This window comes from Helicobacter rodentium ATCC 700285, assembly GCF_000687535.1.
Classification (GTDB): domain Bacteria; phylum Campylobacterota; class Campylobacteria; order Campylobacterales; family Helicobacteraceae; genus Helicobacter_D; species Helicobacter_D rodentium.
This window is the reverse complement of the sequence record NZ_JHWC01000008.1, coordinates 16,825-30,497: the sequence shown is the minus strand read 5'-3', so window position 1 is coordinate 30,497 and position 13,673 is coordinate 16,825. Positions and strand designations below refer to the sequence as shown.

Below are 13,673 nucleotides of genomic sequence, written 5' to 3'. Positions count from 1 at the left end.
TTGCCCTATGCGTTGGGTTCAAATTGTTTTAAAAACTTTTTGAGATTTCGCCCTGCTTGTCGGATTCTATTTTCATTTTCTATTAAAGCAATGCGCACATAATGGTCTCCGTGATTGCCAAAGCCAATACCCGGACTTACCGCGATTTTTGCCTCCTGCAAAAGCCACTTAGAAAACTCCATACTGCCTAAATGCTTCACACTTTCTGGAATCTCCGCCCAAATAAACATACTCGCCTTTGGTTTTGTCATTTTCCACCCTGCCGCTCCAAAGCTATCAATGAGCACTTCCATACGATGTTCGTATTTGTTTGCAATCTCTTGCACACAAGTTTGGTCGCCATTTAAGGCAATCGTAGCGGCAATTTGAATCGGCGTGTAAAGCCCATAATCTAGCCACGATTTAATTTTTTGCAATGCGCCAATGAGTTTTTCATTTCCCACCACGCAACCCACGCGCCAACCTGCCATATTGTAGCTTTTAGAAAGCGTGTAAGATTCCACTGCTACATCTAGCGCACCTTCTACCTCAAAAATAGAGGGCGCAACATAGCCATCAAAACTTAAATCCGCATAGGCAATGTCATTAATAATATAAAATCGCTCTTTTTTTGCCAATGCCACAAGTCTTTCATAGAAGCTTTTATAAACAACTACGGTAGTGGGATTGTGTGGAAAATTTGTTACGACAAACTTGGGCTTTGGCATTGTATTGTGCAAGGCTTTCTCCAAACTTGCAAAATACGCGTCCTCATCTAGTTCGTATTTTTCATTCCATTTTAGCCCAAAAGTCGCGACATTCGCACCCGCTAAAATAAAGGCGTAGTAATGAATCGGATAAGCGGGTTCTGCAACAATAGCAGTATCGCCCGGATTCGTAATGGCTTGGACTAAATGCACATAGCCCTCTTTAGAACCCATTGCGATACACACTTGCATATCGGGGTCTAATGCGATTCCATATTTGCGTTGATAGGTATCTGCAACAGCAAGGCGTAATTTATAGATTCCTTTACTCGCAGAATAGCCGTGATTTTTTGGTTTATGTGCTGCTTCGCAAAGCTTATCCACAATATGTTCTGGAGTTGCTCCATCGGGATTCCCCATACTAAAATCAATGACATCTTCACCCTCTTGGCGCATTTTTAATTTAATTTCATTGATTGCAGCAAAAACATACTTTGGCAGTCTTTTGATTTTTTCAAATTCAATTTCGTCAAACATTTTTTCTCCTCGTTTAGATTGTTATTTTAGTGTTATATCTAAGCCATTTTTAATTGTGATGGGTAGAAAAGTATCTGTAATTTTTACAAATATTGCTCCTTTTGGAATCTCCTTTTGGATTATTTGTAAAGTTTTTTGACTGCTGATGATTTCTAGGATATTAAGATTTTTATCAAAGAATATGAGCTTGGGATACCATAAGATTCCATTGCTTGATTTAACTTCTAAACGAGTGCCATTGCTGATTTGATACCAATATTCCCCTTTTAGATTCGCCTTTTGGTTTGTTTGGCTAGGTGTTAATTGTGTGGCTTTTGGATATGCGAAAGTGGTATTTGTGATTGCATAATTCCATTGATAAATGCTATTGCGTTCAATATTTTGAACTTTGTAACCATAGTCAGATAATTTTTCCTGTAGTAGGGTAGGGTCAATGGCATATTCTGTATTCATTGAAAGAATAAATTTAAATTGTCGCCCATCTAACATACTTTCTTTGAGCAAAAAGTAATAATATCCCATTTCGTTTAATATGTCATACAATACGCTTGTGAAAGTTGTTGGATTTTCTTGGATACTGAAAGTAACTTCAAGCTCTCTTGGTTGTTTGAAAGTTAGTTTGAGTAGCCCATTTTGTTTTAGGGTTTTAGAAATTTTATATAAATCAGGCTGTCCTTGCTTATCCAAAAAATAACCTTGATTGCTAAAAAGTCTTTGGATAAACTTTTGGTTTGTCTGATACTCTTGTGCGCCTAGAAGTTGTATGACTTTATAATCAATAGGATTTTGCAAGGAAGTTTGCGCATAAACATTGCTGACAAACAAACCAATCATTGCAAGGATAAACCATTTGCAAGTGTTTTTTACCATCCTAATCCCTTAGTGTGTTGATTGTATTGTGCAAGTGTGATTTGGCTAAAGTTTCCTGCTTCATCTACCATAAAAAGCATTTTTTCTGCTTGGTTGTAATTGGTTAGCTCACCATTGCTATTTAAATCAAGCATTCCATGTCCTGTGATAATCGTCTGCGGACGCGTTAAGTCTATCTCTAAGGCAGTGCTTGTGAGTAGGGAGGTTTTTTTGCGTGTATCTAAATAAACGATTCCAACCCACACATTAGAACGGGGGATAATTTCTAATTTGTGTTTTGTGGTTGAAATAGTATTGTTTTGCGTGTTTTGCGTAGTTTGCAAAGAATCTTGCCCCCCATTTTTTGGTTGAGAATTGATGGGTGCAGAGGCAGAAGCGTCTAGGGAATTATTGGTTGGTAGTGGTTCGGAATTAGCAAGTGTTTTAGTGTTTCCTTCGCCAATAGTGGAGTTATTCTCAACATTGCTTGTAGCATTCTCCTCCGTAGCAGGAGCAATGGTTTGCGATTCTGTCTGTGGTGGTTCTTGTGAAGTTATGGCGTCTGTAATCTTGACAGAATTGTTGGAAAAATTAGTATAAACATAGAATCCAACACCTAACAATACAAGAATAATTGCACTTGCAATAATGTAGGTTTTGGAATTATTTTGTCCTGTTATCTCGTGCGTGATTTTGAAATTAATCACAGATTCTAGGTTCTCCGGATTTGGTTCTTGGTTGTTGTTGCAAAACTCATTGTATTCTTCTTGCCATTTTTGTAAATCCACATTATATTCTCTCTCTAAAATTTTTATAAGCCCAATAGTGGTTGTATGGTCTTTAAGTTCTGCAAAGTTGGAATCCAAAATATTTTGGATTTTATTTAACGCCATGTGCGTATGCTTTGAAATTTCTCTTGCGCCAATATTTTTTAATTTTTCAATATCTTCCATTTAGAATCCTATCTATTAAAATTGCACCAGCTACGCTGACATTGAGAGAATCAAATTCTCTTTTTTGTAGAATCGCTAGATTTTTATCCATTTTTTTTAAGATTTTATTGCTTAAGCCCTCTCCCTCATTGCCTAGAAATAATGCTATTTTTCCGCTTGGCGTTTGCATTAGGTTTGTGCCTTGTGCGTTTGTTCCATAAAGGGTAAAATGGGCTAATTTCAATTCATTTGCCACATCTAACGCATTATGTATCACAGCAAAAGGCATATCTAGTAATGCCCCAGCACTCGCGCGTAAAACACCCTCTTGCTTAAAATCCTTTAAGCCGCAAATTACGATTCCATTCACTCCTAGCACATAGGCAGTGCGAAAGAGTGCGCCAATATTGCCTACATCGCTGATTCCACAAAGCACAAGCACAAAGTCCATAGCCTTTATTGCGTTAAACTCTAATGGCACTAGAGGTGTAATCTCTAGCAAATAGCCCTGATGATTTCCGCCTTTTGCTAAAGCTTGTGCTTTTTTGGAATCCACGCGCAAAAGCGGGACATTCAGCTTAGCAAATGCACTAAATTGCTTCTTGTCAATCTCTTTTGCGAGATAAATGCTTTGGATTTTTGCGCTATGATTTGCTAAGATATATTCCGCAATGCGTTTTCCATAAACAATCATTGATTTTATCCTATTTTTTCTTAAAATTTTTGTTTATTTTATTTTATTTTATCAATAGTTGATAATATTCACTTGCATTTCCGCCTTTTAATTTCGCTAGAATCTTAGCTTTTATTTTAGGTGGAATCTCTAGGCTTAATAACATTTCTTGTGTTAAAACATTCTCGTTGGTATCCAATGGCGCACCGCTTACCACTATCACCCATTCTCCTTTAAGCAATGCGGAATCCTTAGAGCTATGCTGCGTTAAAGATTCTTGGATTTGCGCTAAAGTGCCTTGAAAGGTTTGTTGATACTTTTTTGTCAATTCTTTTGCTAAAAACACTTGCCGATTTTTATCCACTTGTGCCATTAATTCCAAGCTTTCAAGTAAGCGGTGAGGCGATTCATAAAAAATTGTTGGATAAGGATTTTTTAATGCGTTTGCAAGGTATTGTGTGCGTTCTTTTAGCTTATGTGGAGGGAATCCCAAAAAACAAAATTCTTTCTCCACGATTCCACTAAAGGCAACAACAAGTGTTACCGCACTAATTCCACCTAAAACCTCATAGGGCAGATTGTGTGTTTGCAAATATCGGACAAGCTCCACGCCCGGGTCGCTGATACAAGGCATTCCTGCATCACTTAAAAAACCAATGTTTTGACTGAAAAACTCTAAGGAAATTTGGCTTAAAAATTGTGTTTGGTTATGCGTGTGAAAGGCAAAATATTGATAGTCTTTGAGTGGCAGAAGTCCGCGCTCCACTAGAAGCGAGATTAACTTTTTGCTCACTCTTGTATCCTCACACAAAAGCACCTCGCATTCTCTCAAGGCTTCTAATGTGCGGAGTGTAATGTCTTGTAGGTTACCAATGGGTGTAGGCAGAAAAGTAACCATATCCCAATCAATGAGTTATTTTAGATTGTATCTTTGTTTAAACTTCTCAACTCTTCCAGTTGCATCAACTACCTTGTCAGAACCTGTGTAAAAAGGGTGGCAAAAGGAGGAAATATCAATTCTTAATGTGGGTTTTGTGCTTAAAACTTCAATTTCTTTGCCACTTGTAACGCAAGTTACTTTGCAGGGGACATATTCAGGGTGGATTCCTTTTTTCATCATAACAGCCTTTAAAATTTAAATAAAATGAAGCGCAAATCATATCTAAAAAATACTAAGATTTAGCATAAATTTTAAAATTCTTTAGCATATTTTTGTTAATATCTTTTTTTAGAAATTTTGAAATTGGAGCAAAGATGATTACACCACGCACTTTAAGCGGCTTTAAAGACCGCTTGCCCAAAGAATCTTATGCAAAATCAAAAATGCTCAAGCGCATTGTGGAATCCTTTGAAGCATTTGGTTTCTCTCCTATTGAAACCCCGCATTTAGAATATGCAGAGATTCTAAAAAAGCAAGGGAGTGAGGAGATTCAAAAGGAAATGTATCACTTCTTAGACCACGGAGGACGCGAGGTTGCATTGCGGTTTGATTTAACCGTTCCTTTGGCGCGTTTTATTTCGCAATACAAAAACGAGCTTGGTTTGCCTTTTAAGCGGTATTGTATTGGCAATGTGTTTCGCGGGGAACGCGCACAAAAAGGGCGTTATAGGGAATTTACGCAATGCGATTTTGATTTTATTGGCACACAAAGCATAGGAAGTGATGCGGAGATTGTGCAAGTGATTTATCAGACTTTGCGCCATTTGGGTGTGGAGAGATTCACGATTGCTTTGAATCATCGCAAAATTTTTAATGGCTTGATGGAATCTTTAGGCGCGGAATCGCAAACGATTGAAACCTTAAGAATCCTTGATAAGATTGATAAGATTGGGCGGGAGAGCGTGTGTGAGGAATTACAAAGTAAAACGACTCTCAAGGGCGCGGATATTACAATGCTTTTGGATTTTATTGCGCAAAAGCAAGAGGGCAGTGCGCTAGAGTTTTTAGGTAAATTGGAATCCTTTAGTGCAAACGCGGTATTTCAGCAGGGCATTAGTGAATTAAAGGAACTTTGCAAACTGCTTCGTTCGCTGCTTCCACAAGAATTTTATCACATCAATCTCTCTATTGCGCGTGGGCTTGGGTATTACACCGGAATCATTTATGAGACGACATTAGGGGATTTGCCCACATTGGGTTCTGTTTGCTCGGGTGGGCGTTACGATAATTTGACGCAAAATTTCTCTAGCGATTCCCTCAGTGGTGTGGGGGCTAGTATCGGGCTAGATAGGTTGCTTGCAGGATTAGAGGAGCTAGGATTAATCAAGGGTAATGCAAATGTTGCAAATGCCTTGCTGATTCCGCTGCATTCGCTAGAGTATGGCTATTTTGTGGCACAGAATTTGCGGAATCTTGGCTTAAAAATTGAGGTGTATCCCGAAGTTGTAAAACCTAAAAAATCCTTTGCGTATGCGAATGCTAAGGGTTATAAATATGTGATTGTGCTAGGGGAGGAGGAGGAAGCACAAAAGACTTATACGCTCAAAAATATGGAAAGCGGAGAGCAAAAAAATCATTTGAGTTTAGAATCCCTCGTGGAGTGTTTGCGGGTTGTAGAATCTTAAGTGCGCCCTTGTGGGGTAAGAATTAGGAATCTTCACTACTGCACCCTTATGAGATTCTGCATTAGTGGAAACAGGGATTCCACTCTGTCCTTGCGAGAAGTCGCAGGACTTCGTGGTGTGTATTTGTGATAGTAAATTTACCCGCTTTAATGCAAATCCACAACTTTAAATTGCCTTGATGTTGCTTGCTTTGTCATTGCGAGAAAATTTGAAAAATTTTCGTGGCAATCTATAATGTTGCACCTCCTTAAAAGATTCCATCGTAAAGATTACTTTATACAAGATTATAGATTGCTTCGTTGCTCCGCGCCTCGCAAGGACAGAAACCAAAGTATCCGCATTTTGACGCACTTAAAAGAAGCGTGTAAAATCGTGAATTTTTGGAATTTTTAATATTGCAAGTAAGCATAAAGCTTACCTGCTAAGGATAAGATTTAAATGTGGAGAGATTTTGTGTAGTTTTTCACAGAATCTATCCCTTGTGCTTTTGCGTTTGCAAGGCTTGTAGAGACAAATTCCCAATGAATATGACTGAAAAACTTTTCTAAATACGCAGGACGCGCGTTTCTGTGGTCAATGTAATAAGCGTGTTCCCACACATCTACGACAAGCACAGGAATTAATCCCTCTGTTACAGGAGTTTGCGCATTGCTTGTTTGTTTGATTTCTAGCTTGTTAGCATTTGGATTCCATACAACCCAGCACCAACCAGAGCCAAAAAGTGTTGTAGCGGCGTTTAAAAAGGTTTCTTTAAACTTTTCTAGCCCACCAAAACTTGTTTGGATAGCTTCTTCTAGTTCTGCGCTTTTGCTGCTTGTATTTGGGCTAACGCAATCCCAATAAAAGTCGTGATTATACACTTGTGCCGCGTTGTTAAACACGCCTCCTTGTGATTTTGTTAGAATCTCAAATAAGCCTTTGCTTTCAAACTCCGTTCCTTTAATCAAATTGTTTAGATTGTTGATGTAGGTTTGGTGGTGTTTGCCGTGATGATATTCGCAGGTTTCTTTACTAATAAAGCCTGTAATCTCGGTAAATGGTAATTTGCGTAATTGAAACATAATGAATCCTTAAAAAATAAATTAAAACATAAAGTTTTGAAATGAGATTCTAACATAATTAAAATAAAATTGTCCTCTAAAGATTCCTTGAATTCTTAAACAAAAATTTTGTAAAATTGCTTCATTTTGTTTTATATAAGGATTAGAAATGGCTGTTGTTTTACAAATCGGAGCAGGGGGAGTTGGGGGCGTTGTCGCGCACAAAATGGCGCAGAATCGCGAGGTATTTTCACGCATTATTTTAGCTTCACGCACATTAAGTAAATGCAGGGCAATCGCAGATTCTATCCGCGCGAAAGGCTTGGGCGAAATTGAGATTGATGCAGTTGATGCGGATAATGTGGAATCCCTTGTGGCTTTGATTGAGAAATATCGCCCAAAACTCGTGGTGAATGTCGCGCTTCCTTATCAGGATTTGGCGATTATGGAGGCGTGTTTGCGCACAAAGACACATTATTTGGATACTGCAAACTATGAGCACCCAGATTCCGCGCATTTTGAGTATAAGGAGCAATGGGCGTATGACGCGCGTTACAAAGAAGCGGGGATTTACGCGCTGCTTGGTAGCGGCTTTGACCCGGGTGTTACGAATGTCTTTTGTGCGTATGCGCAGAAGCATTATTTTGACGAGATAGAGAGCATTGATATTTTGGATTGCAACGCTGGCGACCACGGCTATGCGTTTGCGACAAACTTTAATCCTGAAATCAATTTGCGTGAAGTAAGTAGCAAGGCGCGGTATTGGGTGGCGCGTTCAGCTTGTAGCGACTTTTTAGGGAGTGCAACGGACGCTTCATTGCGGAGTATGTCTAATACACCTCATTCGCTTACCTCGCACAACCCTAAAAATTCATCTACAATCTTGGAACGCGGCGCGCAAGATTCAGGATCTCAAGTAGATTCTAAATCCTCCCTTGTCTCCCAAACCGATACCGCCATCAATTCTGATTTACAACAAGACACCATTTATCGCAAGTTTGAACGCGAAGAGAAGCATTTTGCGCTAGAATCTAACACACAGAATTTGCAGGTGGTGGATTATGCAGGGGGGCAATGGCGCGATATTCCACCTCTTGCGTTAATGAAAGAGTGGGATTATCCCGAAGTGGGCGTGAAAAATAGCTATTTGCTCTACCACGAGGAGCTAGAATCACTTGTGCGTAATATCAAGGGACTAAAAAGAATCCGCTTTTTTATGACCTTTGGAGAATCTTACCTCACGCATATGAAATGCCTTGAGAATGTCGGGCTTTTGCGCGTAGACTCTGTGGAACACAAGGGGCAAAAAATCGTGCCAATAGAGGTGCTAAAGACGCTTTTGCCAGATCCTGCAAGTTTGGCAAGTCGCACAAAGGGTAAGACAAATATCGGCTGCTATATGCGCGGAATCAAGGACGGCAAGGAGCGCACGATTTATATTTATAATGTATGCGAACACGAGAAATGCTATGCCGAAGTGAATGCGCAGGGTGTGAGTTATACCACAGGTGTGCCGGCGATGATTGGGGCGAAGCTCATTTGTGAGGGCAAATGGGGCGTAGGCGCAAATTCGGTTTGTAGCGACTTTTTGAGGAGTGCATCGGACACTTCATTGCGGAGTATGTCTAATACACCTCATTCGCTTACCTCGCACAACCTCAAAAATTCATCTACAACCCTAGAATTTGAGGATTTAAAGGAATCTTATAATGCCGAGCGTTTGGAGGCAAACCAGGATATGCCAAAAGGTGGAGAATATCAAGGAATTGATAATGCGCTAGAGTTGCAAAATGGAAATAATAAGAATTGTGCGGAAGTGGCAAGTAGTGATAGAAATTCTAAGATTGTAGATGAGAAATCGGAGTTGCGCAGTTGCGAATGCGGAGATAAGACACAAGCGTCTATCGCACAAATGAGCGACAAGCTCTCCGATTTATCGCTACAAGCTGAATTTCAAGGAAGTGGTGTGTGGAATATGGAGCAAAACGACCCCGACCCCTTTATGCAAGAGCTAAACAAACAAGGGCTTCCTTATGTTGTGCTTGAAATTGAATCTAATGGAGAGGCAAAAGTGCTAGAAGACGGGAGAGAGAGTGAAATTTGCTTAAGTGCTTGTGGCATTTGAATATTTTGGAGGAATAAGGAGGCATTTGTGGGTGTATTGTTTAGATTGTTGCGTTATGTGCTCTTTCCTAAAAAGCGCACAACTTATGCTTACAGAGAGAATAAAGACTTTAATAATGCACGAAAAAACAAGCAAAAAGGCGATAAATACGAATTGCAAATTGTTAGGCATTATAAACAGCAGGGTTACAAGGTATATCCTAAAGGACTTAAGGAGGGACGGCGCGATAAAGGCATTGATATAATTGCATATAAAGACAAAGAGGCACTTTTGATTCAGTGCAAGAATTGGGAGCGTTCGCAAGTGAAGCAGGAGCATTTGAGAATCTTTTTAGGCGATTGCACTGCATACATAGAGCAAAATCAAAAGATTTTTGCCAAAAAGAATGTGCGCCGTGTGTTTGTAACAAGTTGTGAAAGTGTGGATTATGGGGTGAAAAAATTTTTGGAAGAAAACGATATGGAGTATAAGATTATCCCTTATTTTGCGTGAAACTCGCTTAAACAGCTTTCAATCAAGAATTAAGCCCAATATCGCTAAAATACCGCAAAATAAAGGCATAAGGGAGTGTTGCGTATGGATTACAAAAAAGCATTTTACAGCAAACTAGAAGACTGCTACTTAGGTGTGAAAATCAAGGATTTTCATCAGGGAAATATTGCTAAAAGTGGCTTTAGCAATCTACTTATTAATCGTGGATTAAAGTGTAATTAAGGGCAAAAATTATCTTATTACTTTGTAAGGTTGGAAAATCAAGGAGGTTAAAGCATAATGCAAGAAGACATAACTCAGGCATTTCAAAATGCGCAAAAAGAAGGTTATATAAGTTTTGAGGAAGAATATATCATTTACCATACTAAAAAGCCATCAAAACAGCCTTACAATAGCCCAGAAGAAAAAATAAGGGCAAAAACTTTTATAAAACTTATTGAGGAAAAGAAATATCCGCTTGAAACTCTAGCTATAGAAGTGCCTGTTAAAAGAGGGAGTGAAAACAAAAGTAATAAAAGGGCGGATATTATAATATATAAAGACAAAAACCATAAAAAAGCTTCTATTATAATAGAATGCAAAAAACAAGACCAAAGAGATTTAAAGGAGGCTAAAGAGCAAGCTTTGAGCTATGCAAATTTTTTGCGCGCAGACTATGCGCAAGCGACCAATGGTAAAGAAAGTGTAACGCTTTACATTAAAGATGATGGCAATGATTTGATTGACGATATTCCTAATTATGGAGGCGATGCACCCCTATGGAAATATCTAAGAGATTCTGAAAATAATAATATCCAACCTATTGACACAGAGGAATTAAAATCTCTATTGCAAAAGATTCATAATTATTTGTGGAATGGTGGTAAAAGAAATCCAGCCGAAGCGTTTAGCGAATTTAGCAAAATTATTTTTACAAAAATTATGGACGAAAAAATAGCTGAATACGATGCGGACTATGATAAAGAATATTATGAATTTCAAAAAAATCGTGATGAAGATAAATACGCCTTAGAAAAACGCATTAAAGAACTTTATGGTCGTTATAAAGAAAAAGATAGTAATGTTTTTGATAATTCCATAATCCTTGATGCTGATGAAATCAAATTCCTTGTCGAGAATTTAGAATCAATCAATCTTAGTAAAACAGACTTAGATATTAAGGGGCAGGTTTTTCAAAAGTTTTTTGCTGATTTTTTCAAGGGCACAGCGGGACAATATTTTACGCCATTAAATATTGTTAAATTTATTGTGCAATGCTTTGAGATTACAAGAGATGATTTAGTGTTAGACCCAAGTTGTGGAAGCGGAGGTTTTTTGTTGCAAACCTTGCAATATATGCAAGAAAAAAGCAAAAAGCTTAAAGATAAAACTGCACAACATAATTTTTGGCATTCCTTTGCGGAAAAAAATCTTTATGGTATAGAAATCAGTGGTGGGATTTCACAAACTGCTAAAATGAATATGATTATCCACGATGATGGACATACGAATGTTATTACTGCCGATGGTTTGGATTCCTTTGAAAACTTCATTATTAAAAATAACAAATTTCAAAAAAATAGCTTTGATTATATTTTTACCAATCCCCCCTTTGGTTCTAGTATCCCCTCAAGCAAATCTTATTTTGAAAACTTTGATTTTTCCAAAAGTGAAGTGCATTTTATTGATGAAATCATAGATAAAAAATTAAACAAAGATTTAGAATCTCAAAAAAGTGAAGTTCTCTTCTTGGAGAGATATTTTGACTTTTTAAAAGAAAATGGAATTGTCGCTTGTGTCTTGCCTGATGGAATCTTAACAAATTCTAGCACACAAAATGTGCGAGATTATTTGCTAGAAAGATTCTATCTGCTTGCTTCTTTTTCTTTGCCACAGCATACCTTTTCAAACTATGGGGCGGGAGTAAAATCAAGCATTTTGGTTCTAAAAAAGAAACCTAAAAAGGCTTATGAATCTTTTGTTTCCCAAAAGAAAAATATTGAACAAAGTAGCACTTCAAAATATAAACCAAAGATTTTATCCTTAAGAGAAGAATGTAAGAAAGCAATAACTCCAATCAATAAAGAACTAAAATCCCTAGAAAAAGAACTCAAAAATGATTTAGAAAATAAAATTTTACAAGAGAATATTAATAATCTTAAAAATGAAATTGCAAATATCAAAGGAGAATATAAATTTAAAGAAGAACTGATAAGGGATAAAATAGAGAGTGAGGCAAAGGAGCAAATCAAAACATTAGAAGATTATCGCATTTTTATGGCTATCATTGAAGAGATTGGCTTTGACGCCACAGGTAAGCAAACTTGCAAATATGAAGAGTCTGATTTAGCAGAAGTCGCCCAGCAGTTTAAAGAATATTATGCACAAAATTGGGGCAAAAAATGAGCAAGATATTTTCACGCAATTTCAGCGAAGTTTGTTATGGAAGATTTGATGCAGAGTATTATAGAGATGCCAATATAACAATAACAACCTATCCCCTAAAAAGCTTTGTTTCTATCCGAAGTGGTAAGAGAATCCCAAAGGGTGAAACCTATTCTCATACCATAACGCCATATAAATATTTACGCGTTGAAGATTTAGATTCTGAAAGTTTAGAGGTTGATATAAATAATTTAAAATCAATAGATGAGAATATTTTTAATCTCCTTTCTCGTTATGAAATCCATAATAATGAAATAGCTTTGTCTATTGCTGGAACAATAGGAAAAATATTTTTATTTAAAAATCACACAAATAATCAAGTCATTTTGACAGAAAATTGCGTAAAGCTACAAGCTATTAATAGTGTATTGCCAAAATTTTTGAGTATTGTTTTGAAAACTTCGTTTTTGCAAAATCAAATGAAAAGACAATATATACAAACGACAATTCCAAAATTGGCTATTGAGAGAATCAAAGAATTACAAATTCCACAGATTCCCAACAAACAAATTCAACAGCAAATTATTGATATTATGGACAACGCTTATCAAGTTAAGAAAGACAAAGACCAAATAGCAAAAGAGATTTTAGATTCTACTGATAAATATTTATTGGACGAATTAGGTATTGTAATGCCACTAAAAAGTAATAATATCCTAGAAAACAGAATCTTTATGCGAAGCTTTAGCGATATAAGTAATACTCGCTTTGACCCAAACTATCATCAAAAATATTATCAAGACCTAGAAAAAGCCTTACAATGTTCCTCATATCCTTTAGTCAATTTAGCTTCTACAATAGAGGGTTTCAGAAAAGGTATAGAAGTTGGCAGTAGCGAATATTCGCAAAGCCAAGAGATTCCATTTATTAGGGTAAGTGATATTTCAAATAGTGGCATAGATTTTGACAATGTGCAAAAGTTTATTAGTGCTTCTCTTTATGAGAATCTTAAAATTTTCCAGCCTCAAGAAAATGAACTTTTATATTCTAAAGATGGCACGATAGGAATATGTCTAGAAGCAGATACCTCCAGAGATTACGTCATTAGCGGAGGAATACTTAGGCTAAAGCTAACCCAAGAAGTTAATAGATATTTTTTGCAGTTTTTGCTTGCAAGCTCTATGATGAATATTCTCGCTAGTCGTCAAAGTATCGGAGCGGTGATAAAACATCTAAATATAGACAAATTTTTAAACCTAAAAATTCCTCTGCCATCATTGACAGAGCAGGAAAGAATTGCTGATGAAATAAGGCAAAGACAAGAGAGAGCAAAAAAACTACAACAAGAAGCAAAAGCAATTTTAGAATCTGCTAAAAAACAAGTGGAATCTATGATTTTAGGAGGATAAC

Annotated in this window: 13 protein-coding genes; 6 read left to right on the top strand and 7 right to left on the bottom strand. The window is 37.2% G+C overall.

What is annotated here, in order from left to right:
* Positions 1-5: 5 nt before the first annotated feature.
* From BS85_RS0107035 to rpmE, 6 genes are read right to left on the bottom strand one after another with little or no spacing between them, the layout of a single operon-like run.
* On the bottom strand, positions 6-1,223 hold the full coding sequence (locus BS85_RS0107035) for an LL-diaminopimelate aminotransferase (protein WP_026944169.1): 1,218 nt from the start codon (positions 1,221-1,223) through the stop codon (positions 6-8).
* Between the two features lie 21 nt (positions 1,224-1,244).
* Positions 1,245-2,093, bottom strand: coding sequence for a hypothetical protein (locus BS85_RS0107030; protein ID WP_026944168.1), 849 nt, complete (start codon positions 2,091-2,093; stop codon positions 1,245-1,247).
* The gene (locus tag BS85_RS0107025) at positions 2,087-3,025 is read right to left on the bottom strand and encodes a hypothetical protein (RefSeq protein ID WP_026944167.1); all 939 of its coding nucleotides are present in this window, start codon (positions 3,023-3,025) and stop codon (positions 2,087-2,089) included. The genes BS85_RS0107030 and BS85_RS0107025 overlap by 7 nt, the downstream gene beginning before the upstream one ends.
* Entirely contained in the window at positions 3,012-3,698 is a 687-nt protein-coding gene (gene rlmB / locus BS85_RS0107020) for a 23S rRNA (guanosine(2251)-2'-O)-methyltransferase RlmB (RefSeq protein ID WP_026944166.1), read from the bottom strand. Before rlmB ends, BS85_RS0107025 begins: the two co-directional genes overlap by 14 nt.
* A 43-nt stretch (positions 3,699-3,741) precedes the next feature.
* Positions 3,742-4,575: a 16S rRNA (cytidine(1402)-2'-O)-methyltransferase gene (gene rsmI, locus BS85_RS0107015; protein WP_026944165.1), complete on the bottom strand. Its 834-nt coding sequence runs from the start codon at positions 4,573-4,575 to the stop codon at positions 3,742-3,744.
* Positions 4,576-4,590: 15 nt separating this feature from the next.
* Entirely contained in the window at positions 4,591-4,794 is a 204-nt protein-coding gene (rpmE, locus tag BS85_RS0107010; protein ID WP_026944164.1) for a 50S ribosomal protein L31, read from the bottom strand.
* Between the two features lie 137 nt (positions 4,795-4,931).
* Here rpmE and hisS point away from each other — a divergent pair, with 137 nt between their 5' ends.
* Complete coding sequence (gene hisS / locus BS85_RS0107005) at positions 4,932-6,242, top strand: histidine--tRNA ligase (protein WP_026944163.1); 1,311 nt, start codon at positions 4,932-4,934, stop codon at positions 6,240-6,242.
* A gap of 434 nt (positions 6,243-6,676) precedes the next feature.
* On the opposite strand, the gene BS85_RS0106995 is transcribed toward hisS, so the two are convergent.
* Entirely contained in the window at positions 6,677-7,303 is a 627-nt protein-coding gene (locus tag BS85_RS0106995; protein WP_026944162.1) for a superoxide dismutase, read from the bottom strand.
* A gap of 148 nt (positions 7,304-7,451) precedes the next feature.
* Here BS85_RS0106995 and BS85_RS0106990 point away from each other — a divergent pair, with 148 nt between their 5' ends.
* The 5 genes from BS85_RS0106990 to BS85_RS0106970 all read left to right on the top strand — a co-directional run bounded on the left by BS85_RS0106990 (position 7,452) and on the right by BS85_RS0106970 (position 13,672).
* The gene (locus BS85_RS0106990) at positions 7,452-9,407 is read left to right on the top strand and encodes a saccharopine dehydrogenase family protein (RefSeq protein ID WP_026944161.1); all 1,956 of its coding nucleotides are present in this window, start codon (positions 7,452-7,454) and stop codon (positions 9,405-9,407) included.
* 27 nt (positions 9,408-9,434) lie between these two features.
* Positions 9,435-9,899, top strand: coding sequence for a restriction endonuclease (locus BS85_RS0106985; protein ID WP_026944160.1), 465 nt, complete (start codon positions 9,435-9,437; stop codon positions 9,897-9,899).
* A gap of 84 nt (positions 9,900-9,983) precedes the next feature.
* Complete coding sequence (locus tag BS85_RS11480) at positions 9,984-10,121, top strand: hypothetical protein (protein ID WP_156938082.1); 138 nt, start codon at positions 9,984-9,986, stop codon at positions 10,119-10,121.
* A 57-nt stretch (positions 10,122-10,178) separates the two neighbouring features.
* The gene (locus BS85_RS0106975; protein ID WP_026944159.1) at positions 10,179-12,284 is read left to right on the top strand and encodes an N-6 DNA methylase; all 2,106 of its coding nucleotides are present in this window, start codon (positions 10,179-10,181) and stop codon (positions 12,282-12,284) included.
* Positions 12,281-13,672: a restriction endonuclease subunit S gene (locus tag BS85_RS0106970; RefSeq protein ID WP_026944158.1), complete on the top strand. Its 1,392-nt coding sequence runs from the start codon at positions 12,281-12,283 to the stop codon at positions 13,670-13,672. The genes BS85_RS0106975 and BS85_RS0106970 overlap by 4 nt, the downstream gene beginning before the upstream one ends.
* Position 13,673: the final 1 nt, after the last annotated feature.